Origin of the sequence: Algoriphagus litoralis, assembly GCF_003259255.1 — a bacterium.
GTDB classification, from domain to species: domain Bacteria; phylum Bacteroidota; class Bacteroidia; order Cytophagales; family Cyclobacteriaceae; genus Algoriphagus; species Algoriphagus litoralis.
Window position 1 is genome coordinate 722,933 of record NZ_QGOL01000002.1, and the last position, 26,344, is coordinate 749,276.

Here is a 26,344-nt window from a genome sequence, read left to right on the forward strand (position 1 = left end):
ATATTTTTTGATCATACGGAGATTGAAGCAATCTGTATATAAGGAGGAAAGAAATAGTTAAAAATACTTATAAAATCAGAAGATAAAATTTCAAATAGTTCTTTTAGGTGATGGATTTGCTTTCCCAACATTTATACTTTCCCTTTTTTGATCTCCCATTCCCCCACATTTCCCTATCTTTGCCCCCTGATTTTGCCAAACCAAAACCCATATTTGCGGGTTTTTAGCTGAGAATAAGACATCCATGAACAGAGAAGTTCGCGTACGATTTGCTCCATCTCCTACCGGAGCATTGCATATTGGCGGCGTCCGCACCGCCCTTTACAATTACCTTTTTGCCAAAAAAATGGGAGGAAAGTTTCTCCTCCGCATCGAAGATACCGATCAGACCCGCTTCGTGCCCGGAGCAGAAGATTACATCAAGGAATCCCTGGAATGGTTGGGGATTTCCCCTGTGGAAAGCCCTTGGAATCCGGGTGACTGCGGCCCATACCGTCAGTCTGAGCGCAAGCCGATGTACATGCAGTATGCGCTTGATTTGGTCGAAAAAGGCCATGCCTATTATGCATTTGACACTTCGGAAGAACTCGAAGCGATGCGTGAGCGACTCACTGCAGCCCGAGTAGTTCAACCGCAATACAACAGCATCACCCGAACTCAAATGAAAAACTCCCTCACGCTTTCCGAAGATGAGGTGAAGTCGCGACTGGAGTCCGGTGATCCTTATGTGATCCGTATCAAAATCCCTCGCAATGAAGATGTCCGTCTCAATGACATGATTCGAGGCTGGGTGATGGTGAATTCCAGTACATTGGATGACAAGGTTCTGATGAAGTCAGACGGCATGCCGACCTACCATTTGGCTAATATTGTCGATGATCACCTGATGAAAATCACACATGTGATTCGTGGGGAGGAATGGCTTCCATCTGCACCGCTGCACGTGTTGTTGTACAGATATTTTGGCTGGGAGGCTACCATGCCTCAGTTTGCGCATTTGCCGCTTTTGCTGAAGCCGGACGGTAATGGAAAGCTTTCCAAGCGGGACGGAGATAAGTTGGGATTCCCTGTTTTTCCATTGGATTGGACAGATCCTTTCACCGGAGAAAAGTCCTCAGGGTTCCGAGAGCAAGGCTATTTGCCGGAAGGGTTCTTGAATTTTCTCGCTTTTCTCGGTTGGAATCCAGGCGACGAAAGAGAGCTTTTTACGCTTGAGGAATTGGTGGAAGCCTTTTCCGTGGAGCGAATCGGCAAGTCAGGGACGAAATTCGACATCGCCAAAGCCAAGTGGTACAATGAGCAATATCTGCGAGCAAAATCTACAGGTGAATTGATTGATTATCTTATTGCTGGCGCAAAAGCGGATGGAGCTGAAATTCCTTCGGAAAAAGCTGAGGATATTGTCAACCTCATCCGAGAGCGCGTGACTTTCCCAGCAGATCTCTGGAAGGAAAGTAAGTTTATTGTTATCGCCCCGACTGGTTTTGATGAAGAGGTAGCCTCCAAAAAGTGGAATGCGGATGCCGCAAAATTACTTGGAGAATATGCAGTTGCACTCGATACCTTTAGCGGTGATTTTGATGCTGTTTCTGCAAAAGGATTGCTGGAAACTACTGCGGAAGCTGAAGGAATTAAATTGGGAAAAGTGATGCAGGCGGTTCGCCTGGCAGTGACCGGTTCCGGTGCCGGTCCGGATTTAATGGTGGTTTTTGCTATCTTAGGTCCGGCTGAAGTGGCCAAAAGAATCCGATTTGCGTTAAGCACATTGAAAGTAGTAGCATAATATGGCAAAGCGAAAGAAAAAAGAAGACGAACCTCGGGTTCACGATGAGCTGAAAGGATTCAAGATGGAAATCAACTCCTTCGGAGAGATTTCCTCCAGTTTTCCGATTGACAAGATCAATGAGTTTCTCAACAAAAACGTAGAGGATAAAAAACTAAAAGATCGGGATGATTTGAAAACTGAAGAGTAATATTCCGAATGTTAAAAAATAAAACTAAGAGCTCCAGATTGGAGCTTTTTTTATATACTTGGGTACCTTTTACCTTTATTTCAGTGAGTAAGAATTTCAAATTTATTGGCCTACTTTTCTTCTGCTTTCAGTCAGTCCTTGGGTTGAGTCAGACCTCCCGCATTGCGGGAAAAGTCACGGATGACGCCTCTGGAATGCCAGTTCAGGATGTTCATATTTTTATTCCAAACACGACTTTTCAGGCGTTCTCGGATTCTTCCGGACGTTTTTTGATCACAGGAATTCCCGAAGGAAAATGGGAGATTCAAGTGTGGGGACATGGATGGAATGCGCATCGGCTACCCCTTGTGCTGAAAGCAGGAATTCCAAAAAACATTGAGGTCAAGCTAAACCAATCTGGAAAGGGGGATCCTATTGGAGAGGTATTTTCCAAAGGCCCTCCAGCCAAATTGATGGATCAGGTGATGGAGGCATTTGTCGGTGCAGATTTCAAAAAACGGGAAATTGGCCTGCTGAATACTGATAAACTGGTTTTTGAAAAGCTGGAGGACAAAAGCTTCAGAGTCCACTCGATTGGGCCGATTTTTTTCTCGAATAATGAAACAGGCTATTTGGTTTCAACCTATTTCCAGCCTTTTTCACTTGGTTCGGTGGAAAAAATTAAGGCTGAATACAGTTACTTCGAGTTGCCAACAGAACCGGTGAAGGAGCCGGCTTGGAGAAAGCGACGGATGGAAGTCTACCAAGAATCTCCACAGAAATACCTCTCTGATTTGATGACGGGAGTATCGGAAAGTTTTGAAGCCGATCCCAATCCGGAAGTTTCCTTCGCGGACTATTCGGGTGATTACCTTTTGAGTTTTGCGAAACCCCTTTCAGTCAATCTTCCTAGTGGGAAAAAAGGGCAATTGGAATACAGAGGGGAAAAACTGGCGGTCAAATTTAATGGAGCTCCAGTAAACGCCGAAGAACTGCTGCTCACCGGGGCTTTCACTGAAATGAATCCAATCGATGGAATTCCCACCAACTTCAATGCCGATAAGCTGATCAAACTGGCCAATTTGGAAAAGACTGCTGAGACCATGCAGGAGCGAATCTTTGTCCATACGGATCGCAGGCACTATTGGCCGGGAGAGATGCTTTACTTCAAAGCATACCTGAATTACGGTAATCCACTGATGGCAGAAGAACTGAGTAAAGTACTTCATGTGGAGCTGCTGGACAGTGGGGGGTATGTCTTGATGCATCGGGTTTTTAAGATTAATGCAGGGGTCTCTTCCGGACACCTTTCCCTGCCGGATCAGGAGTCAGGTAATTTTATCCTCCGAGCGTATACTGCCTGGGGACAAAATTTCCGCGAGGCTGATTTTTTCCAGCCTATTCAGATCCTCGGACACCAATACGAGCCCGCAGTCACCGAAATCAATGAAAGGGCAATGGGAATCGGTGTTTTCTCTGACAAGCAATCCTATGAAGGAGGTGAAAAAGTCAAGCTCAATGTGATGGCCTTCAATGCTGCAGGTAATCCAATCAATGCCAACCTTTCTGTGACGGTGTTGGATCTCAATCAGGCGGTGGCGATTCCGGAGGCGAAAAGCATGGAAGAGAGTTTTCAACCCAAAGTCGCAAAAAGACCGATCGAAGAGTTTCCCCAACATCCAGAAACCGGATTTACTTTAAAAGGACAACTTTTGGATATCGGAGGGCAGGCAGTTTCAGGCAGCATGAAAGCGTTTATCAATGGCTACACCGATGTCAGGACGCTTGGCACAGACAAATTGGGGAATTTTGAATTGCCGTCATCCAATTTTGATGGTCAGTTTGAAATAGCCTTACAGGCTACAGATCGCGATGCACGACCTGTGCGCAATATCAGCTTGGCGATCAACACTTACCCGGTCGAGGAGCTACCTGAGTTTTCTGGATTCACAGCTGTTGTGCCAAGGGGAATTCAGCCCGCTGAAGATATTGAACCTCTCCGGGATATGGAATTTGGTGAAATCCTCATGGAAGAAGCGATCATCGAAGATAAGCGTGAGATTTCCATTGGCCCGATGATTTATGGACAGCCGGATAGGGTTGTCAAGACGGAAGATATTTTTTTAAACGGTACACCCATTCAATTTTTATATCAATTGGCAGCTCAAGTGCCAGGAATGACTGTCTATGGTACTCCTCCGTCAGTTCGATTTCGGGGAGGAGAGCCTTTGGTTTTGATCAATGGAGCACCAGTTAATTCCCCAAGCGGAGGAACTTTTGGAGGAACGGGAGGAGGACAGACAGCTTATGATGTGATCAGCAATTTGGATGTACTATCCATTGAGCGGGTAGAGATCATCCGCAGATTGGTGCCGCAATACGGAGATCAAGGTAGAAATGGCCTTATTTCAATCATCCTTAAGTCTGGGCTTGATCGTACTAAAGCGATGGAAGCCAACATGAATAACTATACGATATTTAGGTTTGACGGCTATCCGATGGATCATTCCTTTGTGGAAATTGAAAAATATCGGGCAGATTTCCCCTTTTTGGACCCGTATAAGCCAACCCTGTATTGGAATCCTTACCTGATCACAGAAGAATCAAGTATGACACAGTTGATAGAATTTCAGCTGAATGAGCAATCAGGGCCGATATGGGTAGAGATCAGAGGAATTTCTGACTTGGGAGAACCGCTGCATGGGACCTTTCTGATCAACGATACGCCTACCAAGGAAAAATGAGTCAAAAATTGAATATTTACATTCGCTAAACCAACCCACTAGTTTATGAAACGAAGGACACTTTTTTTTCTATTCACCTTTTGGCTACTTGCCAACGTGGCGCATGCACAATCTGGCTCCATCATCGGAATGGTAAAAGATGCAGAAACTGGTGAAACGTTACCTTTTTGCAATGTATTCATCAATAACACCACGATCTCAACCGTCACGGATATGGATGGGAAATTCGTCCTTTCGGGTCTGGAGCCTGGATCCTTGGAAGTGGGGTTTTCCTTCATGGGTTACGTCGCTGAAACTCGAAAAGTAACCCTTAATCCCGGGGGAACACTGACGGTCAATCTGGATATGAAGCCCTTTGCGACCGAACTGACTGATGTGGAGATTAAAGCATCTAGAGATAAATCTTGGGAACGAGATTTAAACAAGTTTAAAAATCTTTTCATTGGAATCGATGATGCGGCGGCCAAAACTCAAATCATGAATCCATGGGTGATTGACTTTCCCGTAGCGACGGAAAAGGGTGCTTTTACGGCAAAATCGGATCTTCCCATCGAAATAGAAAATCGTTTTTTGGGCTACAAGGTTACGTTTAACCTCAATGAGTTTTTTGATTCTCCGACGAATTACAGAATTGTCGGAGCCGCGAGATTTGAAGAAATGAAGCCTGTTTCGGAGGCAGAGAAAACAACTTGGGAAAAAAATCGCGCAGATATCTACAAAAAATCACCGATGAATATGTTCCGCTCCATCCTCAATGGCACTCAGGAGCGAGAAGGTTTCTACCTCTATGGAGATAAAGCCGGCGGGTCAGCCAGCAGCAATATGCGGAGTGATATTTTTGCAAATGAACTGGGTAAATCCGTAGTGGAGTACAAGGCGGACCCGCTCGTGACTCCTACCAGTCCTCCCGGTCAATTCTTTATCAATCTCAAAGGGCGGATAGAAATTCATTACCAAAAGGGTTTTGCGCAAGCAAATACCTACAAAGATGCACCCTATCCCATCTCATGGCTCGAAGTGAATGGAGGCAAGGTAAAAGTCCGTGAAAACGGAATGGTCATGAACCCACAGGATTTGGTGTTTTCCGGCGATATGGATCGCAAGCGAATCTCCAACTTGCTGCCGTTGGATTACAATGCCGAGAAGGCAATCCTGCTGCAGGATCTGGCCAAAACTGCTAAAAATTATCAGGAAAAAGTCTATCTCCATACAGACAAACCCTATTACTATGCCGGTGATCAGGTCTTTTTCAAAGGCTATTTTGCGTATGGCAACCCTTATCTGCGCGATGAGCTCAGCAAGGTGCTGCATGTAGAGCTTATCAGCGGCGAACGGGATATGGTCATCGAGAAAAAATTCCAGATTCGAGACGGAATCGTCGTAGGGGATTTTTATCTCCCGGATTCATTGTCTGAGGAGAAATATTTCATCCGTGCTTACACTAACTGGATGCGAAACTACGGCCCCAATCAGTATTTTCTCCAACCCATCAGTATTCTAGACCCATACAAGCGGATCGCTCCAGAGGAGACGTTTACCTCGTGGGCTAATCAAGGAGCAGCGATCAAAGCGGATAAAGCCCAATTTGGACCGCGAGAGAAAGTGACTGTCACGCTGAACGTAAGCAACGCAAAAGGACAGGCTATTCCTGCTACTCTTTCTGTAGGCGTATGGGATGTGAGACAAGTGGTGCCTGTCAAAAGAACTGTAGAGATGGGGCAGGTCCTTGATTTGCAGGGAGTACCGGAAAGCTTGGGCTTGGATCGTTTTTCTTATCCGGTCGAAAAAAGCCTGAATCTCTCCGGAATAGTCACCGATGACAAGGGCAAAGGTACGTCAGCAGAAGTCACTGCTTTTGTCAATGATTTTCAGGGAATGATAGATATGGAATCGAAAAATGACGGAACCTTCTCCATGGAGGAAATGGAGTTTTATGGCCCAATGAAGTTGGCTTTTTCGGCTTCAGACAAAAAAGGAAAACCACTTAAAATCGACCTTTCCACTCCGCTCAAAGCACCGATTGCTTTGCCGGCAGATGCCTATTTCCCAAGATTTATCACGCTAGCTAATCCAGTGAGAATCCGTGAAATCGAAGAGGAAGTAGTGGAAGAAAAAGAGTCCAAACCCACTGGAAAACAAGCCATCTACGGGAATCCGGATTTTGTGGTACCAGGAGAAGATCTTACTAAAACTGGAGTAAATTCAGACTTGGTAAATAGTCTGGCAGGCAATGTTCCAAGTATGCGCGTGACGACTGTAGGGGCTACAGGTCAGCAGCAAATCCGAATCAGAGGTGGATCGGTCTCAGGAACTGGTAGCATGGAGCCGCTGGTCATGCTGAATGGTGCGATCATGGGTGCTTCCGGGGCCTCCAATGCGGCTGATAATCTCAGAGGCATCAATCCATTTGATATTGATCGTGTGGAGGTAGTCACCCGAATGGCTCCAATGCTGGGAGATCAGGGAAGAAACGGAATCATTGCCGTGTACCTCAAAGACAATCTGGATCAGGGAATGGATGGCTTGGCAGGACAGCCTGGGATCAAAGAGTTTGTAGTACATGGGTATCAACCTACAGGTAACTTTGTCCCTGTGGACTACGAGCAGATCACCGAAAAAGTAGAAAAAGATGACCGGCAAACCCTGTATTGGAATCCTTTTCTAATTGTAGATGAGAAAGGAACCGTAAGCTTTTCATTTTACACCAATGATTCCGAGGGTCCTGTAGCAGTCGAAGTGCGGGGATTGGGAATCGATGGTGAGGTGATCGTCGGGACGTTTATCCTCAATCAGAAATAGGTCTATTGACTAGGATTCGGTTAAATTTGAGGATGCAAAAATTTCTCGTTTTTTCCTTTCTTCTACTACTTCCATTGGGGGCTCTAGCCCAGTTGAGTGTAGGAATTAGAGGAGGATATGCCACATCTTCGTATAGCTATCAGCCTTTGGCCTCTACTCGGAGTCGGTCTGTAGATGGAATCGGTGCTCCGACCTTTGCCTTTGTAGCTGAATATTTTAATTCCAAAAACGCTGGAATAGAACTGAATCTGCAGCACATTACGCTTGGATTCAGACAGATTAACCAGTTGGAGCAGGTGAACCAGACGGAATTTTCTTACCTGAAGGTACCGGTATTGGCCAGTTTTTTTGCGGGAAGATCCGGGCGGTTTCAGATCAAATTTGGCCCGCATTTGGGGTATTTGCTTCAGGCAAAAGATATTGCTCGGGGATTCAATGATGCCAGTCCTCCTGAGATTCCAACCTATGGAGGGCCCGATGACTCGCCCAATCAATTGATGTATGGGATCACTGCAGGTGCTGGAATTTCCAAGCTATTTGGAAAAAGCACAATTTCCGGCGAAGTCAGATTTGCCTACGATTTCACCAATCCCGAGAATCAAGACAGGATTTATGACATGAGCTCCACCAATCTCGAGTTTACAATAGCCTATCTTTTTAGAATTACAGAAAAGAAGTTTTAAAGTTCATTCACCCGGTGTTGCATGCTCAAGTTGACTACTTAACTTTGACACAAAGCCCTAAAACCTATTAAAATCCATGTTGAACATGAAAACAGTAGGATTTGGCTGGGTAAAGATCTGGCTTGCGGGATTAGCCCGATGAAAAATCGGCGAGACTTAGGTAGCCATAAAAAATAAATAAAAAACACATGAAAATTCAGATCATCAACGGACCCAACCTGAACCTGCTCGGAAAGCGGGAGCCGGAAATTTACGGATCTGAGACGTTTGAGGATTATTTTGAGAACCTTCAGAGACGATTTCCGCAAGTGGAGCTTCAATACTTTCAGAGTAATGTGGAGGGGGAATTGATCAATAAGATTCATGAGGTGGGGTTCAGTTTTGACGCCATTCTACTCAATGCGGGAGGCTACACCCATACTTCAGTAGCGATATCGGACGCGCTATCAGGTGTCACCACCCCGACATTGGAAGTGCATATTTCCAATATTTACAAGCGTGAAGAGTTTCGTCACAAAAGCATCATTTCCAAATCCTGTGTGGGCATGATCTCTGGTCTTGGCCTGAAAGGCTACGAGCTTGGTGTCCTCTATTTTCTCAATTCTCCAGACCTATGATCACATTTGCTCCAGGACCATCCAAGGTCTATGACGCGCTTCCTCAATATTTGCAGGATGCTTACAATCACGGAATCCTCAGTGCCAACCACCGCAGTGGGGCTTTTATGAAACTCTATCAGGAGACTGAGCAGCTCATGCGTGAGAAGCTTCATATGCCGGAGGATTACAAGTTGCTGTTCACTTCCTCTGCTACAGAGAGCTGGGAAATAATTTCTCAATCCATCGTCGAACAGGCTAGCTTTCACCTCTATTCGGGTTCTTTTGGGAAGAAGTGGCTGGATTATGCCAAACACATCATTCCAGGGACCAATGCATTGAAGCTGGAAGCCAATCAGGCCATCGATGTGTCTGGGCTCGAAATCGGCGAATCGTATGACCTGATCGGAATTACCCAAAATGAGACAGCCAATGCCACTCAAGTTCCCATGTCGGTAATTGAAGCTATTGCCGAGAAATTTCCAGAAAAGATGATCGCGGTGGATACCACTTCAAGTATGGGTGGGATTGAATTAAACTTTGCGCTAGCGGATATTTGGTATGCTTCGGTGCAGAAGTGTTTTGGCTTGCCAGCGGGACTTGGTTTATTGATCATCTCTCCAAAAGCAGTCGAAAAAGCTGAGCGAAAAGGGGAAAAAGGCAGATACAACAGTCTGAGCTTTATGCTGGAAAATGCTGCCGGCTACCAGACACATTATACTCCTAATGTACTGGGGATTTATTTGCTCAATCGAGTCTTACAGGATATGGAAGAAATTCAGCACGTGGATGCCATCCTTCGGAATCGGATGAGAAAACTGGGAAACACCATCGCCCAGTCTGAGAAATTTAGCATGCTGGTCTCCAATGATCAAACTCGAAGTACCACCGTGATGGCCGTATCCGGATCTGAAGAGTTGATCTCAGCAGTGAAAAAAGCAGCTGAAAAAGAAGGGATGCAGCTGGGCAGTGGGTATGGACCTTTGAAGCCAACCAGTTTCCGAATTGCAAATTTCCCGGCGATCACGGATGCGGAGTTTGACCGATTGATTGAGTTTTTGAAGAATTATAAAGCTTAAGGTTAAAAAGCATTTGGGCGCTGAGTAAACTTGACCTTGAAACGCTTTTGAAACACCTCCTAAACTTGCCACTTTTAGGAGGGTGTTTTTTTAAGAATTGGGAAGCTTTTGAGAGATCAGATTCAATCTTTATTCTAATCTAGACGAATGGGACAGCACTAATTTTGCCACTCGGCTTCCAAGGCCAAATCCTTTTCTGAGGAATAATTCATCTATATTTTCACCTTCAAAAGGCCCTTCCCCGGTCACTGCAGATGCTCCAAAAGCAGCCTCAGTTTCCTCGCCTCCAGCTACAATCATCCCATAAATCAACATGGAATGCAGGATATTCAGCATAACCAGTTCCTCCCCGATTGATACTCCTCCACCAGTAGAAAATGCCGCTCCAATCTTGTTTTTCATAGGACTTCCTTCAAATGGCCAAGAATTGATAAACTCCTGGACAGCCGGAGCAATGTTGGCATTGTAAACTGGTGAACCTACAATGATTGCAGAAGCCTCTAAAAGGTCGCTTTCCTTTACTTGCTCGATGGGTAAAAGTCTTACCTCAACTTTTTCAATTGATTTAGCTCCTTCAGCAACTGATTGGGCCAGCTGTTCAGTATTTCCGGATTGGGAATAATAAGTGATAAGGACTATCGGCAATTCTTGAGAAAAAGAACTGAATACAAGCCCAATCAAAAAGGAAATAAAAAAAGTTAATATTTTCATAATCAATTATTTGGGAGATATTTTCCCAATGATATTTCTTGTCAGGCTTGGAGAAAATTTTGCGATTGTCACGAGAATTTTCCCATGTCCTGTAAAGACAAAAACCTTTTTCCTTCTTTCAATGGCTTTTACCATCACTTTAGCTGCTTTGTTGGTCGACCACATCAGGTTGGCAGGACGAGGATCTTGGCGATCGGGGTGAAATATACCTTCGTTGTCTATCCTTGTGATGTTACTTTCTACAAATCCCGGATGAATCGTAGTGCAGGAAACTCCACTTCCTTTCAATTCCACTTGCAAGGATTCCCCGATGTTTTGAACAGCTGCTTTGGATGCGCCATATGCACCAACACCTGGGTTAGGAACAAAAGCGGCAACACTTCCGATCAATGCCAATCGTCCCTTTGTTTTTCGAAGATGAGGCAATGCATATTTGCAGGTGAGCGCCAATCCAGTCACATTCACAGCCAGTTGACGATTCCAGTCTGATTCATTCAGGTCTTCAATTTTGCCTAAAACACCATAGCCAGCATTTGCAACAGCTATGTCAAGTTTGCCAAAATCTTGAATAAGTTGCGAGACACAATCCTCGATGCTTTTCGAATCCAGTACATCACAAAAATAGGCTTTGGCTTTGCCTCCTTTAGCTTCGATTTCCTTTACTACTTCATTCAGGAGGTCCTTCCTTCGTGCCGAGACGGCTACAGTTGCCCCATGGGATGCGAATTCTAAAGCGATCCCTTTGCCCAAACCAGAAGAGGCACCTGTAATCCAAACGACTTGATTGCTGTGTTTCATATTTGATTATGGCTGGTGTCCTATGAATATAATCCTAAATGGAGAATCTATTGGTAGAAATGGTTTTTTGTTAGGTAGCAAATCATTCTTCACTAGCTGAAGAAGGTAATAGTTTTGGCTCCAAAATGTAAAAAGTGCAGCCAAATAATAGTTTTTAATCTAGTTCTGGCTGCAAATGATGTGCTTTTCAAAATTTTAATTTCCTCATAAAACCAAAAAATCCCACTGGTCTGATCCAGTGGGATGTTCTAGGTATTGAATATCAATATATTACTTCTTCCAGCTTGCTTTTCCACCTTTGGCGGAATCCACGGTGATGCTGTAGTTTGATCCGGAAGACACGATCCATTTTACTTTAACCGCACTCATCCCTGGGATATTTTCCACAGCTATTTTCTCAGGTGAAGATTTTTGCTCTTTGAATTTCTTCATGTCCTCATCCTCTACCACGAAGCCAGCCACTACTTTTGCGCCAGCGATGGTCACATAGTCCGGTCTTTCGATTTTATGTTTCAAATCCTGACTGGCGTGGGTTGGCATCATTCGCTCATTGAAAATGGTCGCCGTGATGGCCTTCAATCCTCCTCCCAGATCCTCTTCCTTCACATCCATCACCGAGAGTTTAGGTGTGTGATAAGCATGGTAAATGGTGAAAGCTGCATTGCGGTGCGCATCCTGCTCTAAAAGGAATCCTGGATGAGCCCGACCAAAGTTCTTCTTGAACCCACCGATCTCCACTGTCCCAAATTGCGGATGATTGAATTCCTTGTAGGGGACAAATGCATCACCAAAAGTCAACAAATGATCTACTTTGAGTTGCTCATCCTGATTGCCTCGACCGGCTTCTTTATTGAAGTACAAGTACGATACCATCAGCTCATTGGAGTAGGTGAAGATTCCTCTGTTTCCATAAAACCAATCCAATTCTCCACCAAATACTGAATACAGATCTTTGTACACGGTGAGGTATCTATAGCCAGGGATCATTTCTTCTCCCTTTTTTCCGATAGCATCGTAGATGCGGATATCTTCCCGATTGTAGGTGTTGACATCCTCTTCTGCACCCGGACCTCTCAAGATCATCCCTCCGGAGTTGTGAAAACTCTGGGCTCCGGCGATGTTGGGATGCTTCATGACAAACTCCATCACCGATCTGTTTTCAGGTAAAGTAAATGGATACCTAAGCGCACCCCGCTGAATATAGTCTGGCTGCCAGTTCCAGCCCCAATCTCTATTGGGGTCATAGTAGCCGATTCCGTCCTCATTGACTTCACCGTCGCCGTCATTGTCCATGCCTTCCTGTCCCAGCATTTCGTATTCACCGACTTGATCTGGTCCTACGGCCATCAGTTTGCGAGGATCCAAGGGATCTTTGATGAATCGGCCTGTCTGTGACTTGCGGATCATCATCGTGATATGCCCATCACCATCGAGATCATTCATCATATCTTCTCCGGCTAGACCGTCTCCGTCATTATCCAATACGATCATACCAGATCGTGGAGAGTTGGCGGTGTTGGGTTCTTTGAAGAAGTTGTTTCTGGCGTCAGGATTAATTGTAGGGGTGATGTAGAAGGTCTTATCCTTCAGCAGTTGCTTTATAAACTCATTGTCAGCATGCATCTCGGTCAGGTACCAAGCCACATAGAGCGAAAATTCCCCGCCTTGGATTTCATTGGAGTGGATATTTCCATCGATCCACATAGCAGGTTTTTCGGTATCTTTTCCTGTGGAAAAATCCGTGATAGTCAAGGTCATGATGTCCCGTCCCTCGTAAGATTTACCGATTGATTCGATTTTGGCGAGGTTTGGATGCGCTGCTGCGATTTTTTTCATCCAGTCCCAAAGACCTTCGGAGCTATAGTAGCGATTCCAGGCAATTTCTACTTTAGGCTTATGCGGGGAACCGATCGCACGAAAATAATTTTCCTGTTGAGCTTCGGCTTGAAAAGCGCCCAGAAAGCAAGCACTCAAAGCCAAGGCAACGATTAGTTTTGTTGTTTTTAGGTTCTTCATGGCTTAGAATTTTACTGTTTGGGTTACGAATCCTGTATGGGGAGCACCGGCTTTGATTGTGATATTGCCAGATCCACGGATGATCCAGCTCAGGGTGGCCTTTTCGTAGGCTTCCATGGATTCTACCAGTTTGATTTTATCTCCAGAGACAAGATTGTCTTTGGCAGCATCGATATCGATGCGGATCTGCCTCAGCCATCGGGATCTTACTCCCATCTCTGAATGAGTTGGAAGTGGTGCATTGTTAAACAGATCAACAGTGACCCGAGTCAGACCATTTCCCAATGATTCGGTTTTCAGATTGTGAAACTCCAGTTTTGGCTGCATTTCAGCCAGTTTCAGTATGAAGGAGGTATGCTCAGCTGCGATTTCTCCTACTTTTTCAAAGGGAGGATTTACCAATACAAAAGGTTTGATGCCGCCCACTTCCACTTTTTGATTTGGGAAATCAGGGTGTTTCACCTCTGTCCAAGGGACAAATGAATTCCAGCCCAGAGAATCAGCCCAAGCGAGATAATTGACCTCTGGATTGGTCTTGCCTTTGAACTCAGGAGTCCAATAAGCAGGAGTACTGAAGCTGAGTCTGGCAAAGTGGAAATACGCCCACTGGAAGAAATCACCATCAGTACCCTGATTGCTTTGCTGGAAGGCTTTTTGGGAAACCGTCTCATTGTAGATGCCTGAGATCATTGCATTGATTGTCTGATCTTTTTCAAGGATTGAAGTGACGACTCTCTTTTTGGCATCGCCGGCATTGTATTTCAGCGGAGTGCTCAGATTGTTTGCCGGTGAAAAAGTTACAAAAGCAAAAATGTTCCACTGTTCGAAAAGGTAATCCAGCAAGGCTCTACTTTCCAATTGGGATACCGGAATATCACCTGCCAATGGCTGAAATACCGGGAATTTGTACGTCAGAGATTTGTTGAAAGCAGTGCCCTCTTGAAGATCTTCTGCAAACTCCCCGTCTTTGTCGTCATCTTTGCTTTCCTTGTAGACTCGATACTTACCGGCTTCACCTTTGGCTCGGTCTGCCTTTACTAGGACGCGTTCATCGTCTTTAGACAGGGTCCATTCGCCCATCGGATCTTCGACCCGCATCCAGGTGATCATGCCGTCACCGTTGAGATCAGAATAGCCGTTTTCTCCGGCCTTTCCATCACGATCATGGTCCATAGCCACTGCATTGCCTCTGCGCTCATATTTCAGCGCTGCATGGTATTGCTCGTAGGCATCCGGAGACATGTTGGGAAAAATGTAAAAGGTGGTCTTTTCCAGCGCGCTGCTGTTTTCGGATACGAGCTTTTCGGCAAACTGGAGAGCAAGCTCCACGCTGAGCACATGGAATCCCTCGACTCCACCTACTACGGCAATGGCGGGTTTTTGGTCTTTTGCGCCGGTACCTACTTTGAGAACTACGATGTCTTTGCCTCCCGCTGTTTTTGTAAGGGTTTTGAGCTCCACGGAGGCATTGCTACTGAGCTTTTGGAGCCGCTGGCTGACCTGACTGAGAGTGGGATAATCTGACTGGGCGAAGGTATCGCTACAGATCAAACTTCCCAGCAATAGCCCGGTGAGTAATAATTTTCGCATAGTGAAATTTGTTTCGGGTTTTTTCTGATAGAAGAAATTCAATTCCGGTGGAAGTTTAGCCAAAAAAGGCAAGAAACAATGCGTTGATATTTCATAGGTGTAGAATTTGGTTTTTAACGGCCATATCGAATGCTCTAAATTTTCGCCCCAAAGTGAAATGAAATTTTAAAGGGTATGGAAAGGAAAAGGAATCAGACTCAAGCCGATACCGGACTGGATAAGCAGTTGGAATCAAATTGGGGTTTGTGCTTTGATCAAAAATGCCGTATTTAAGAAAAATAAGCAGATTCCCATGTTTCAGAAAATTGCTCTTGCTATCGCTTTTTCCCCAAGAATGGAGGCCTTGATCGCCGAGGCCAAAAAATTGATTTCCCAATTCAAATCAGAGCTTATATTGATTCATGTGGGGATAAAAACTCCAGAGCTCGAAGCAAAATTATCCGAAATCATCGTGCAGCATGGGCTGGACACTGAGGCTGTTACCACCATCTGGACAGATGGTAAGCCAGCGAAAATGATCCTGAAAGCTTGTGAACAGGAAAATGTCGATCTATTGATGCTGGGAGCTTTGAAAAGCGAGGGTTTCATGACCTACTACCTAGGCTCAGTGGCCCGAAAAGTAATTCGGAAGGCAAGTTGCTCTGTCCTAACCTTGATCGAACCTTCGGTAGAGACATCCAATTATGACAAGGTAGTGATCAACGGAACCCAGCTGGATATTACTCCTGAAGTCATCCGGCAAGGACTTGAATTCTGTAAAACGCTAGAAGCAAAGCAAATTTCTATTCTCAATGAAATCAAGATGTATGGGCTGCTGATGGGGACAGCCAGCGAAGGGACTGAAGATGAGGCTTCGATCACCCGTAGGAAGTTGGTTCAGGATGAGATCACCTACGTAGAAGATATTCTTAAAGAAATTGACAAAGAAGGGCTGAAAATCAACATCAAAGTGACGGGAGGAAAGTGGGCTGCTGAACTAGCCAAGTATTGTGAGAAGATCAATGCCGACCTACTAATCGTCGGAGATGATCGAAGTTTGACATTTTTTGATCGGATTTTTCCCCACGATTTGGAAGAGTTGCTCAGTACTCTTCCTTGCAATCTTTTAATTATTAAGAAATAATATCTCCATGGAAACATTAAACCATAAGGAGGTTATTAATCTCCTACTTCAGCTTTCTGCTATGCTCATCATGGCAAGAGTGTTTTCTGAGATAGCCAGAAAACTCAAACAACCCGCTGTCGTGGGTGAAATCATTGCAGGAATTATCCTTGGACCTACCATTTTTGGCTCACTCTTTCCGGATTTCTTCCAGAGTCTATTTGCTAATCATGAAATGACCAATATCGCGCTAGATGGTTTTGTCCAGATCGCGGTGGTCCTTTTGTTATTTATAGCAGGCATTGAAGTCGAGCTCCAGGTGGTCTGGAGTCAGGGCAAAAATGCGCTGAAGATCGCCTTGGCTTCCATGGCCCTTCCGATCATAGCGGGTTTTGTGGTTGCCTATGCATTTCCTGAATTTCTCGGAGTTAATATCAATGACCGAGCTGTGGCGTCCACTTTCTTTGGTTTGGCGATTTCCATTACAGCATTGGCAGTGATAGCCCGAATATTGATGGATCTTAACCTGTTCAAGACCAGTACAGGACTTCTGATCATTGCTGGAGCGATGGTAGTGGATGTGGTGGGGTGGATAGTTTTTTCGGTGATTCTTTCACTTTCCGAATCAGGAAGTGGAGGGTTGGGAGTTTGGCCGACGATCGGACTGACGCTATTCTTCACTATATTCATGTTGACTCTGGGCAAGGGGCTGATTAACAAAGTACTGCCTTGGACCAACAAGAATTTGGCCTGGCCGGGAGGCTTGTTGTCTTTATCTCTAGCTATTTGCTTTCTCGCGGCCTCATTCACCGAGTTTATTGGAATTCATGCCATTTTCGGAGCATTTATTATCGGTGTGGCTTTGGGCGATTCAGAGCATTTGACAGAGAAAGCAAAGGAAATACTTCACCAGTTTATCAATAATATTTTCGCGCCCATTTTCTTTGTTTCGATAGGTCTCAAGGTCAATTTTATCGAGGGTTTTGATCCTGGAGTCGTAGGGGTGGTGGTGATCGTAGGTTTTTTGACGAAGTATTTTGGGGCCTATATCGGAAGCCGTTTTGCAGGGTTGAAGCGAAATACCTCTATGGTCGTAGGCTTTGGGCTGAGCGCTAGAGGCAGTATGGATATTATTTTGGGACTCATTGCATTGGAAAATGGGCTGGTCTCAGAATCCCTGTTCATAGGATTGGTGATTCTGGCGCTTCTTTCCAGTATTGTCTCAGGGCCATTGATGGGTTGGGCTGAGAAATTGAATTTTGCTACCAAGTCCAAATGAGTCATTTGGAATTTCAATCAGGACAAACCAAACAAAGCAGCTATTTTTGGGCTTCTAAAAGCAAAAAATACCAGTTTAATGGCTAAAAATTCTGCTAAAATCGGCGTGCTGCTCGTCAACCTAGGTACTCCAGACAGTACCAAGACAGGGGATGTTCGGAAATACCTTCGGGAGTTTTTGATGGACGGACGAGTGATCGATTTTCCGTTTATCCCTCGATGGATGCTCGTCAATCTCATCATTGCCCCATTCCGTGCACCAAAGTCCGCCGGTGAATACCGTAAACTTTGGACCGATCGTGGGTCGCCTTTGCTTTTTCACACCCAGGATCTCAAAGAAAAACTGATCAAAAAGCTGGATCCTGAAAAGTATCTTGTGGCCATGGCGATGCGCTATCAGAATCCAAGCATCGAAAAGGGCTTGGAAGAACTGATGAAAGCCAAAGTCAAAAAAATAATTGTTCTTCCTCTTTTTCCTCAATATGCTTCCGCTACCAATGGTTCTGTGATCGATCGAGTGATGGAAATCGCTAGAACATGGCAGATTATTCCTGAGATTACTTTTGTGAGCAATTACATCGACCATCCACTTTTCCTGGAAGCTTGGACTGAGTTGGGTCGGGAAGCGATGCAAAAGCACGATTACGATAAATACCTCTTCTCCTATCATGGACTTCCAGAGCGGCAGATCCGAAAAGGAAGTGTCGAAGGCTACTGTCAGCTCGGTGCCTGCTGCAACAAATATGGATTGAAAAATCAGTTTTGCTACCGGGCGCAGTGTTTTCAGACCACAAGACTGGTAGCCGAAAAACTGGGACTGCCGGAGGAAAAGGTCATGACTTGCTTCCAGTCCAGATTAGGCAAAGATCCTTGGATCAAGCCCTACACAGAGGATACGATCAAAGAATTGGCAAAAGAAGGCGTGAAAAAAGTGCTGGTTTTCTCACCGGCATTTGTGGCCGATTGCTTGGAAACGACTGTGGAAGTGGGTGAAGAATACAAAGAGCAGTTTGAAGAATTGGGTGGAGAGCATTGGGATCTGGTGCCAAGTCTCAACTCAAATGACACTTGGGTAGATTGTGTGAAGGATTTGGTGGAAAGTAGAGCTTGAATTTGAGAGATTCGAGGTGCGAAATTGGAGGTATTTGAGAACTTCTATTTGATTCTCAAATTTCATTTCCCTTTAATGACAATTTTGTAAATGGGGATCAAGTGTGAGGAAAAGCCCGTAATTCGTATTTCGTAACTCGTATTTTACCTACCCTTGCAAAATCGCCATCAACCTAACCAAGCATTTCTAATCCTCGGAATCATTCTCATTTCGATCAATTTGAGGACTTCCATTGCGTCAGTGGGGCCATTGATTCCTTTCATTCGGGAAGATTTGGAGATTTCCAATGGACTTGCAGGATTTTTGACGACGCTTTCGTTATTGACATTCGCTATATTTTCTCTTTTTGCTCCCAGTATTGGCAAAAAGATTGGCCATGGCAGAGCGATTTTTCTGGGAATTCTTCTCTTAGCCATCGGGGTAGTGGTCCGGGTACTTGGAGGAATCGAGCTGCTGTATATCGGAACCGCCCTCACCGGGATCGGGATCGTGATCGCCAACGTGCTGATGATTCCCTTTTTCAAAGCAAAACTTCCCGAAAAAATAGGTCTGATGACGGCGATTCTTTCCACAGGGATGTCACTCTTTGCGGCTGTTGCATCCGGTATCAGTGTGCCTCTGGCAGTGGATTTAGGATTAGGCTGGCGAGGTTCGCTGGCTTCCTGGGTGATTTTGATGGGTTTAGCTTTAGTGGTATGGATCCCGCAGCTGAGCAGTCGGAAGGCCGGTCACCAAGGTGATCTTCTCGAGGCCAAAAATGTCTGGAAATCCAAGCTTGCCTGGCAGGTGACACTCTTTATGGGGGCGCAGTCTGTGATGTATTTCACCATGGTGACTTGGTTGCCAGATATGTTAATCGCTCGGGGGATGAGTCCCGTGAGGGCCGGACTTGCGCTTTCGTACATGCAGGTGATTTCACTGATCGGGACTTTTTTTGTGCCCAATCTATTGATCAAGCTGAAGGAACAATCTAACGTGATTCTTGTAGTCGGAATCGGATATTTGGTTGGGTATAGCGCACTTTTCATCTACAATGAAGTCATCGCTTTCGCGGCGTTGACCATTATCGGGATTGGAAGCGGTGCGAGCTTGAGTATTGCATACACGTTGATTTCGCTGAGAACAGCCGAGGATTTGACGACTGCCAAGCTTTCGGGAATGGTGCAGTCTGCGGGATATGTTTTGGCTGCTCTGGGTCCATTGGTATTTGGAATTTCTCTGGATCTATTTGACAATTGGAACATCCTGATCTGGTTTTTGCTGCTCATGACGCTGCAGTTTATTGGATTTGGTCTTCCGGCTGGGAGAAATCGAAAAATTTGATTCGATAGGTTTCCCAGGATTTTAGAGGCCCAAGCCGGAGAAAAGCGGTATTTTTGCGCAAGCTTTTATCCTTCCTATGCAAGACCTCCTTCAATCTCTCGGAATCTCTGAAAACCTCCTCACCTATGTGCTGATGCCACTTTTGATCTTTTTGGCACGGATTGGAGACGTATCGATCAATACCCTTCGAATCATGTTTATGATGAATGGGAAAAAGAACATCGTGCCGATTTTGGGATTCTTTGAAGCGATGATTTGGCTGCTCGCCATTGGTCAGATTTTCCAAAATGTGAATAACCCGCTTTCCTACATCGCTTATGCTGGAGGATTTGCCACTGGCACGTTTGTAGGGATGGCACTGGAAGAGAAACTTGCCATCGGCCGGGTGCTGGTGCGGGTAATTACTCCTGAACCGCATCCGGAATTGCTTGAGTTTATGAAAATGAAAAACTACCGATTCACCAATTTAGGCGGGGAAGGTCGCTTCGGAAAAGTAAATCTGCTCTTTACGGTGATGAAACGTGATACGCTCCAGGAGTTTATCAATAAAGTAAAAGAGGTAGATGAAAAGGCATTCTATACCATCGAAAGTGTGAAACGGGTGTCAGAGGACGATCTCAACACGATGGAAGACCGTGCAGGATTTCGAAGCAAGTTTTTCAGTAAAGCGCGCAATTGATGGGCAATTCCTGGTTTCAGTTTCAGCAATTCCGGGTGAATCAGGATCGATGCGCCATGAAGATCAGTACTGATGCGGTCTTACTGGGAGGTTTGGCAGAGGTTTCGAATCCCCGAAGGATTCTCGATATCGGCACCGGAACTGGAGTCATTGCGTTGATGCTGGCGCAGCGATTTCCACAGGCAAAGGTGACGGCAATAGAACTGGACGAAGACGCTGCCGCTCAGGCTTTGGAAAATTTCGAAGAAAGCCAATTTTCGGATCGGCTAATACTGCTTCAAGGTCGGTTTCAAGATTTTTCAGTTGATGAGAAATTTGACCTAATCGTGAGCAATCCTCCTTTTTTTCCAGATCATCTGAAATCACCAGATGCAAAGCGAAACAAGGCACTACATACCGATGAATTGTCCTTTGAAGAGTTAATCAACAATGCAAGTGCACAGCTTTCCGAAGAAGGAAGTTTTTGGGTGATTTTACCGCCAAGGCAAATGAAAATACTAGTGGATTTGGCAGAAAAGGCCGGTCTAAATCTTAACGCTACAACCCGAGTGAAAGACCAGGAAACCAAACCAGTTCACAGGGAGATTTGTGAATTTAGTTTTCAAAGTATGGGTAAAAAAGAAGTGGAATTGGTACTGAAAGATGCGGATTCTCAGTATTCAGGTTCTTATATGCGTCTTCTAACAGGATTTTTATTGGGTTTTTGAGAAAAGTGGGATACTTTATTTTTGATTTTTGATAAAAAGTCAGGACAATTTTTCCCTTCTGTTGAATTACACCTGCTTTTTTATATTTTTGACCGCAACTACTACCACGATTTCATGCAAAGATTACTGTCACTGGGTATCATTTTGATGCTTTTGGCCGGAGGGGCTTGTACCCAAGAGGAAGATTCCACTCTCGTGGTTACCACTGAGGAAGTGGTATTCGTCAGTGGAGAAAAGGTCAGAGCATTGGGCAGGTTGATCACCGATCAGCCCATTTCTGCATCCGACCACGGTTTCCAAGTTTCCACAAGTGAAAATTTCGCTTCCCCCGTTATTGTTTCATTGGGCACAAAAGAAGGCCCAGGTAGGTTTATTGGAGAGGCGGATGGCCTGACCATCGATCAGAATTACTTTGTAAGGGCCTTTGCAACTGTAGACGGGGTGGACTTACTGGGAGAGGCTGTCCAGATCAAAACGCTAACCCCGATCATTGAGTCTTATGCACCATCTTTTGCCCGAGTCGGACAAGAAATCATAATAGAAGGCAGGAATTTCCCTGAAGGTACCCGAGTATTTTTTGGGACCCAAGAGGCTACTGTACTTCAGAATTTTTTTGAATCGAGGCTACGGGTGAGAATTCCCGAAGCTGCTGGCGAGCCAGTCGTAAAAATCCGGGTGCAGATCCAGGATTTGACCTTGGAATTCAGTCAGCCTTTTGAATACCAATCAGGCAAGTATACCCTGCTGGGCCAGTTTCCTGGAGGGCAGCGAATCTATGAAAACGTCTTTTTTGCTAACCCAAATGGGTTTCATGTTGGTCTTGGTGTACTTCGATTGGGTGCCGGATATTTCCAGGGATTCCAGCGATTTGAACCTCAATCCGGAACTTGGACAGAAGTAAGTTTTCCTTCGGAAAGCAGGGAAGGAGCCTTTGCGACATCCAATTATTTAGGAGGTGGAGCCATCGAAATTGACCGGGATGTATTTCAATTTAGACGTGATTTTTGGAAAATAAACGGAAGCACATTTACCAAGCTTCCTGATTTGCCGACCAATAGCTTTAATTCCTTAGCCTTTGAACTTAACGGACAATTGTATCTGGCAGGAGGATCTGGAGTCGGATCCAGAAGTATCCGGAAATACAATCCGGGTACTCAAACATGGACGACCCAGTCCACAACGCCAATTGATCTCTCGAATAGCCTGGCGTGGTTTACCTATGCAAACAAGGCCTATTTCGTTGCTGCCGATTCTTCTATTTGGGAATATGAACCCATTAATGATTCATGGCGGGTATTTGCCTCCTATCCTGGATCTCTGGGTAATGGGTATGGTATGGCTCAAGTCATCGGAAACAAAGTGTACATCGGACTATATCGGCGGGTAGAGCAGCTTTGGGAGCTGGATTTGAGTACAGGTGCTTGGAAGGCCAAAAATTTTATCCCAGGATTGCCACAAAGCATCAATGTAGGCTATTTCACCTCAGAAGGTCAGATCTATATTCTGAGAGCGCCGGAAGAGTCTATTGCCGGTACACTTGCCATGGAGCTTTACAGATTTGATCCCAATGGCATTTAATTCCAAACCGATGAAATCCAGCTTGAGTAAAATGGCGAATAGTGGATTGGCTATCGACCTAGAGGTATCCATCGCATGGAAGTCAGGAGGATTTGAGGTGACCAACAAAATTGAACTTTAACCACATGAAAAAAATTTTACTGCTTTTTCTCTTTTTGATGGGACAAGGAGCTTGGGCGCAGACCACTGCACCCACCAAAAGGGAAGTCATCGGTAGAGATATCGGACAGCTCAAGGGGATTAAAATATCCGGCCGGATCATCGATGAGATTTCTGGAGAGGCATTGGTAGGCGCTACGGTTACCGTTCCGGAATTAGAGATTACCAAAATTACGGATAACAACGGCGCCTTTGAGCTTATTCTGGACCGAGCCGAATACAACATTCAATTCCGATATGTAGGATATGAGACGATAGATTATCCCATTACAGCAGTAGGTGATGGAAGGATTTCTATTCGGATGCTACAGGAAGACTTCCAGTTGGACGATGTGGTGATCTTTGGTAGAGATCCGGAGAAAAACATCCGATCTACAGACATGGGAGCAATTACCCTCAGCATGAATACCATGCGTGAATTGCCTCCATTTTTGGGTGAAGTAGATATCGTAAGGTCTTTGGCCACATTGCCGGGAGTGAGCCAAGTTGGTGAAGCCTCCTCGGGGTTGAATGTTCGTGGTGGAGGTGTTGATCAAAACCTGATTCAATTTGCAGGTGCACCGATTTACAATCCCTCGCATATGTTTGGTCTATTTACAGCCTTCAACGCAGATGTGGTCAATGACGTGACACTATATAAAGCTGTAGTGCCAGCAAAATTCGGTGGTAGAAGTTCAGCCATTTTGGATATTCTTCCCAAGGCGGGCAGCGTGGCAAAATGGGGAGGAGATCTGATGCTTTCCAATTACTCCGGAAAGCTATCGGTCAACGGTCCACTGATTAAGGACAAAGTCTCTATCCTGGGTGGATTCAGGATTTCCTACATCAACTGGTTTTTGAATTCACTCAGCAACCCCACCGTTAAGAATTCGCAGGCAAATTTTTATGACGGGAATCTGGTCATCAGTGCACCTATCTCAGAAAACAATGAATTTACCTATAGCTACTACACCAGCTATGATGACTTTGCCTTTGCATCCGATACAACCATTTCCTGGAAAAACACAGCACATTCCCTTCAATGGAAAAGTAGATTGACGGCTAAGTTGAGTTTAGAGGCATTAGGATATTATTCCGGCTATGATTACGGCATCTTCAATCAAAGCGGGATCAATGATTTTGACATTAATTCGAGCATTCAGGATTTGGGAGGAAAGCTCTTCTTGGGATACAATTTCAGCGAAACCAACAAGGTCGTCTTCGGAGGTGAGTACAAGCAAGTAGCCATTCAACCGGGAGAACTCATTCCGACTGGTCCAGGTGAAGAGATTTTACCCCAAAAAGTCCAAGACGAAGCCGGTCGAGAGGCTGGTGTCCACTTTCAACATGAGTTTGAGCTGGGTGAAAAATTCGGCTTTTCATACGGCTTGCGGTACGACACCTATCAGTACTTAGGACCTAGAGTAGTCCGGCAATATGAAGAAAACAAGCCTGTTTCCGATGGTAGCGCCATTGGCGAGACAAACTATGGAGATGGAGAAGTGATCCAAACCTATGATGGATTAGGTCCTCGGGCTTCGTTCAGATATTCATTTAGCAAATCGAGCTCGATCAAACTCGGCTACAATAAAATGTATCAGTTTATCCACCTGATCTCCAACACTGCGACGATTGCTCCCACGGACGTTTGGAAGCTGAGTGACAATTTCTTGGAGCCACAGATCGCCGACCAGTATTCCTTGGGATTCTACAATAATTTCAAAGGAAACATATTCGAGACTTCGATTGAAGTCTATTACAAGGACCTTCAAAATGTGGTGGAATACAAAGACGGTGCGACTTTGATCATGCAAAATCACTTGGAAACAGAGCTGATTCCCGCAGAAGGTCAAGCCTACGGGGTGGAACTTTATGTGAAAAAGAACCTCGGACGTCTTACGGGCTGGGTTTCTTATACCTATTCTAGATCTCTTCGCCGAGTGATTACCCCATTTGAGGAGGAAAACATCAATGATGGTGAGTGGTATGCTTCCAACTTTGACAAGCCGCACGATTTGACTTTGATTGGTAATTATAAAGTCAGTACCAATACCTCTATTTCAGCTACGTTTGCCTACAGTACAGGTCGTCCGGTCACTTTCCCAGAAGCAAAATTTGATTATTCGGGAAACAGTCTTGCCTATTTTGACTCCAGAAACCAACAGCGAATCCCAGATTTCCACCGATTGGATTTGGCAGTAAACTTCAAATTCAAGGGTGAAGGACGCTTCTTTGATGGAGATTGGACCTTTTCGGTCTTGAACGTGTATGGTAGAAAAAATCCTTTCTCCATATTCTTTGATGATGCGCAGGATTCACCTCCGCAAGCGCTTCGGTTGGCTATTTTGGGTGTGCCACTTCCAAGTTTGAGTTATGCGATTAAATTCTGACCCGATGCTGAGGAGACTGGTTTTTCTATTACTTCTTTTGCCAATGGCCTGTATCGACCCCTATCAGGTCGAGGTGCCTGATGGCCAGCAACTGCTAACAGTGGAGGGATTAATTCACACTGGACCGGGACCGCATGCGATCACCTTGACGAGAAGCGATACGTACGGAAGTGTGTTTGAAGGTTTGGTTCGTCCTGTGACTGGAGCCACGGTTGTCGTTCGAGACAATGAAGGCAAAATCATCTTTTTGACAGAGGGACAAGAAGCTAGAGGAAGTTATTTTACGCCTTCGGGTTTCCGTGCCGAAATCGGCAAATCGTACACGCTGCAGATTCAAACTGCCGATGGAAAAGTATATACCTCCCTGCCCGAACGCGTTGAATCGGTTCCTGAGATTGAAGACATCTCAATCAAAACGATTACAGTTCCGGTAGAGGGCGAGACTACACCAAGATCTGGAGTTCAGCTGATTTCTGAAATCAACGATCCGGCGGATCAAAACAACTTCTACTTCTGGAGACTTGGTCCAATTACCCATGTTCTTGAGGCGAGACCTGACCTTTTTGTTGACAGGGAGACCCGTACGCCTGCACCAAAGGATTGCTGCTTCATTTGTTACAGAACTGAGGTTACGGGTAACCAGAGTCTGTTTATTGCGGTGGATGATAATTTTAATGGTTTGAGCACCCGTATTCCTGCTGCCTTTATCGAGGATAATAGCCTTCGTTTTGTCAATAAACTTAGAGCTGATTTGAAGCAATACGCGATTTCCCAGGAGGCCTATCGCTTCTTACGTTTGGTGAAGCAGCAGGCCGAGATAAGCGGTTCCATCTTTGATCCTCCTCCTGCTACGATCCGAGGAAATATGATCAGTTTGGATAATCCCGATGAGGTAGTCTTGGGGTATTTTATGGCTGCTGGCGAATCTACTCGGAGGATTTATATCGATAAATCAGACTTAACCTTCCGTCAAATTCCGGGTACGATCCCTGACGACTGCAGAACGGTTTTTGGGGCTGTTGTCGATCCACCTTTTGATTGGAATCCTTAATCAAAACGAAAATAAAGAC

General features: G+C 45.1%; 20 protein-coding genes. 16 read left to right on the forward strand and 4 right to left on the reverse strand.

Features of this window, described 5'->3' with window-relative positions:
• Positions 1 to 244 precede the first annotated feature (244 nt).
• The 7 genes from gltX to DK188_RS03145 all read left to right on the forward strand — a co-directional run bounded on the left by gltX (position 245) and on the right by DK188_RS03145 (position 9,853).
• The gene (gene gltX / locus DK188_RS03115) at positions 245 to 1,783 is read left to right on the forward strand and encodes a glutamate--tRNA ligase (RefSeq protein ID WP_111669307.1); all 1,539 of its coding nucleotides are present in this window, start codon (positions 245 to 247) and stop codon (positions 1,781 to 1,783) included.
• Between the two features lies 1 nt (position 1,784).
• A complete protein-coding gene (locus tag DK188_RS03120; protein ID WP_111669308.1) occupies positions 1,785 to 1,973 on the forward strand; it encodes a hypothetical protein in 189 nt (62 codons plus the stop codon).
• Positions 1,974 to 2,056: 83 nt separating this feature from the next.
• Positions 2,057 to 4,696, forward strand: coding sequence for a carboxypeptidase regulatory-like domain-containing protein (locus DK188_RS03125; protein ID WP_157963152.1), 2,640 nt, complete (start codon positions 2,057 to 2,059; stop codon positions 4,694 to 4,696).
• A gap of 45 nt (positions 4,697 to 4,741) precedes the next feature.
• A complete protein-coding gene (locus DK188_RS03130) occupies positions 4,742 to 7,495 on the forward strand; it encodes a TonB-dependent receptor (RefSeq protein ID WP_111669310.1) in 2,754 nt (917 codons plus the stop codon).
• Between the two features lie 32 nt (positions 7,496 to 7,527).
• On the forward strand, positions 7,528 to 8,178 hold the full coding sequence (locus tag DK188_RS03135) for an outer membrane beta-barrel protein (RefSeq protein ID WP_111669311.1): 651 nt from the start codon (positions 7,528 to 7,530) through the stop codon (positions 8,176 to 8,178).
• A gap of 188 nt (positions 8,179 to 8,366) precedes the next feature.
• A complete protein-coding gene (gene aroQ, locus DK188_RS03140; protein WP_111669312.1) occupies positions 8,367 to 8,795 on the forward strand; it encodes a type II 3-dehydroquinate dehydratase in 429 nt (142 codons plus the stop codon).
• Entirely contained in the window at positions 8,792 to 9,853 is a 1,062-nt protein-coding gene (locus DK188_RS03145; protein WP_111669313.1) for an aminotransferase class V-fold PLP-dependent enzyme, read from the forward strand. The genes aroQ and DK188_RS03145 overlap by 4 nt, the downstream gene beginning before the upstream one ends.
• Positions 9,854 to 9,982: 129 nt before the next feature.
• Here DK188_RS03145 and DK188_RS03150 read toward each other — a convergent pair whose 3' ends face one another.
• From DK188_RS03150 to DK188_RS03165, 4 genes are all read right to left on the reverse strand, one after another.
• Positions 9,983 to 10,564: a flavodoxin family protein gene (locus tag DK188_RS03150; protein ID WP_111669314.1), complete on the reverse strand. Its 582-nt coding sequence runs from the start codon at positions 10,562 to 10,564 to the stop codon at positions 9,983 to 9,985.
• A 6-nt stretch (positions 10,565 to 10,570) separates the two neighbouring features.
• Positions 10,571 to 11,362: an SDR family NAD(P)-dependent oxidoreductase gene (locus tag DK188_RS03155; RefSeq protein WP_111669315.1), complete on the reverse strand. Its 792-nt coding sequence runs from the start codon at positions 11,360 to 11,362 to the stop codon at positions 10,571 to 10,573.
• Positions 11,363 to 11,632: 270 nt separating this feature from the next.
• Complete coding sequence (locus tag DK188_RS03160) at positions 11,633 to 13,378, reverse strand: M14 family metallopeptidase (protein ID WP_111669316.1); 1,746 nt, start codon at positions 13,376 to 13,378, stop codon at positions 11,633 to 11,635.
• 3 nt (positions 13,379 to 13,381) lie between these two features.
• Positions 13,382 to 14,968 carry a M14 family metallopeptidase gene (locus DK188_RS03165; RefSeq protein ID WP_111669395.1) on the reverse strand — a complete coding sequence of 529 codons (1,587 nt, stop codon included), beginning with the start codon at positions 14,966 to 14,968 and terminating at the stop codon, positions 13,382 to 13,384.
• A gap of 292 nt (positions 14,969 to 15,260) precedes the next feature.
• Between DK188_RS03165 and DK188_RS03170 the strand changes: the two genes are divergently transcribed.
• The 9 genes from DK188_RS03170 to DK188_RS03210 all read left to right on the forward strand — a co-directional run bounded on the left by DK188_RS03170 (position 15,261) and on the right by DK188_RS03210 (position 26,325).
• Positions 15,261 to 16,091, forward strand: a complete 831-nt coding sequence (locus DK188_RS03170; RefSeq protein WP_111669396.1) for a universal stress protein — start codon at positions 15,261 to 15,263, stop codon at positions 16,089 to 16,091.
• A gap of 7 nt (positions 16,092 to 16,098) precedes the next feature.
• Positions 16,099 to 17,349 (forward strand): cation:proton antiporter, encoded by a 1,251-nt coding sequence (locus tag DK188_RS03175; RefSeq protein WP_111669317.1) that lies wholly within the window; start codon positions 16,099 to 16,101, stop codon positions 17,347 to 17,349.
• 78 nt (positions 17,350 to 17,427) lie between these two features.
• Positions 17,428 to 18,459 (forward strand): ferrochelatase, encoded by a 1,032-nt coding sequence (hemH, locus tag DK188_RS03180; RefSeq protein ID WP_111669318.1) that lies wholly within the window; start codon positions 17,428 to 17,430, stop codon positions 18,457 to 18,459.
• A gap of 153 nt (positions 18,460 to 18,612) precedes the next feature.
• Positions 18,613 to 19,782, forward strand: a complete 1,170-nt coding sequence (locus DK188_RS03185; protein WP_111669319.1) for a CynX/NimT family MFS transporter — start codon at positions 18,613 to 18,615, stop codon at positions 19,780 to 19,782.
• Positions 19,783 to 19,858: 76 nt separating this feature from the next.
• Positions 19,859 to 20,461 carry a DUF2179 domain-containing protein gene (locus DK188_RS03190; RefSeq protein WP_111669320.1) on the forward strand — a complete coding sequence of 201 codons (603 nt, stop codon included), beginning with the start codon at positions 19,859 to 19,861 and terminating at the stop codon, positions 20,459 to 20,461.
• Entirely contained in the window at positions 20,461 to 21,168 is a 708-nt protein-coding gene (locus tag DK188_RS03195; protein ID WP_111669321.1) for a tRNA1(Val) (adenine(37)-N6)-methyltransferase, read from the forward strand. Before DK188_RS03190 ends, DK188_RS03195 begins: the two co-directional genes overlap by 1 nt.
• A gap of 114 nt (positions 21,169 to 21,282) precedes the next feature.
• Positions 21,283 to 22,746, forward strand: coding sequence for an IPT/TIG domain-containing protein (locus DK188_RS03200; RefSeq protein WP_157963153.1), 1,464 nt, complete (start codon positions 21,283 to 21,285; stop codon positions 22,744 to 22,746).
• A gap of 125 nt (positions 22,747 to 22,871) precedes the next feature.
• The gene (locus tag DK188_RS03205) at positions 22,872 to 25,274 is read left to right on the forward strand and encodes a TonB-dependent receptor (protein ID WP_111669323.1); all 2,403 of its coding nucleotides are present in this window, start codon (positions 22,872 to 22,874) and stop codon (positions 25,272 to 25,274) included.
• Entirely contained in the window at positions 25,258 to 26,325 is a 1,068-nt protein-coding gene (locus tag DK188_RS03210) for a DUF4249 domain-containing protein (protein ID WP_232825647.1), read from the forward strand. The genes DK188_RS03205 and DK188_RS03210 overlap by 17 nt, the downstream gene beginning before the upstream one ends.
• The last annotated feature ends 19 nt before the right edge of the window (positions 26,326 to 26,344 follow it).

What these genes read in the sequence shown, in the direction of transcription:
- DK188_RS03165 (WP_111669395.1), bottom strand. Translation starts at nt 14,968, where the DNA reads ATGCGAAAATTATTACTCACCGGGCTATTGCTGGGAAGTTTGATCTGT.
- DK188_RS03120 (WP_111669308.1), top strand. Translation starts at nt 1,785, where the DNA reads ATGGCAAAGCGAAAGAAAAAAGAAGACGAACCTCGGGTTCACGATGAG.
- DK188_RS03170 (WP_111669396.1), top strand. Translation starts at nt 15,261, where the DNA reads ATGTTTCAGAAAATTGCTCTTGCTATCGCTTTTTCCCCAAGAATGGAG.
- aroQ (WP_111669312.1), top strand. Translation starts at nt 8,367, where the DNA reads ATGAAAATTCAGATCATCAACGGACCCAACCTGAACCTGCTCGGAAAG.
- DK188_RS03195 (WP_111669321.1), top strand. Translation starts at nt 20,461, where the DNA reads ATGGGCAATTCCTGGTTTCAGTTTCAGCAATTCCGGGTGAATCAGGAT.
- DK188_RS03130 (WP_111669310.1), top strand. Translation starts at nt 4,742, where the DNA reads ATGAAACGAAGGACACTTTTTTTTCTATTCACCTTTTGGCTACTTGCC.
- DK188_RS03210 (WP_232825647.1), top strand. Translation starts at nt 25,258, where the DNA reads ATGCGATTAAATTCTGACCCGATGCTGAGGAGACTGGTTTTTCTATTA.
- DK188_RS03145 (WP_111669313.1), top strand. Translation starts at nt 8,792, where the DNA reads ATGATCACATTTGCTCCAGGACCATCCAAGGTCTATGACGCGCTTCCT.
- gltX (WP_111669307.1), top strand. Translation starts at nt 245, where the DNA reads ATGAACAGAGAAGTTCGCGTACGATTTGCTCCATCTCCTACCGGAGCA.
- DK188_RS03190 (WP_111669320.1), top strand. Translation starts at nt 19,859, where the DNA reads ATGCAAGACCTCCTTCAATCTCTCGGAATCTCTGAAAACCTCCTCACC.
- DK188_RS03205 (WP_111669323.1), top strand. Translation starts at nt 22,872, where the DNA reads ATGAAAAAAATTTTACTGCTTTTTCTCTTTTTGATGGGACAAGGAGCT.
- DK188_RS03200 (WP_157963153.1), top strand. Translation starts at nt 21,283, where the DNA reads ATGCAAAGATTACTGTCACTGGGTATCATTTTGATGCTTTTGGCCGGA.
- DK188_RS03150 (WP_111669314.1), bottom strand. Translation starts at nt 10,564, where the DNA reads ATGAAAATATTAACTTTTTTTATTTCCTTTTTGATTGGGCTTGTATTC.
- DK188_RS03175 (WP_111669317.1), top strand. Translation starts at nt 16,099, where the DNA reads ATGGAAACATTAAACCATAAGGAGGTTATTAATCTCCTACTTCAGCTT.
- hemH (WP_111669318.1), top strand. Translation starts at nt 17,428, where the DNA reads ATGGCTAAAAATTCTGCTAAAATCGGCGTGCTGCTCGTCAACCTAGGT.
- DK188_RS03155 (WP_111669315.1), bottom strand. Translation starts at nt 11,362, where the DNA reads ATGAAACACAGCAATCAAGTCGTTTGGATTACAGGTGCCTCTTCTGGT.
- DK188_RS03135 (WP_111669311.1), top strand. Translation starts at nt 7,528, where the DNA reads ATGCAAAAATTTCTCGTTTTTTCCTTTCTTCTACTACTTCCATTGGGG.
- DK188_RS03160 (WP_111669316.1), bottom strand. Translation starts at nt 13,378, where the DNA reads ATGAAGAACCTAAAAACAACAAAACTAATCGTTGCCTTGGCTTTGAGT.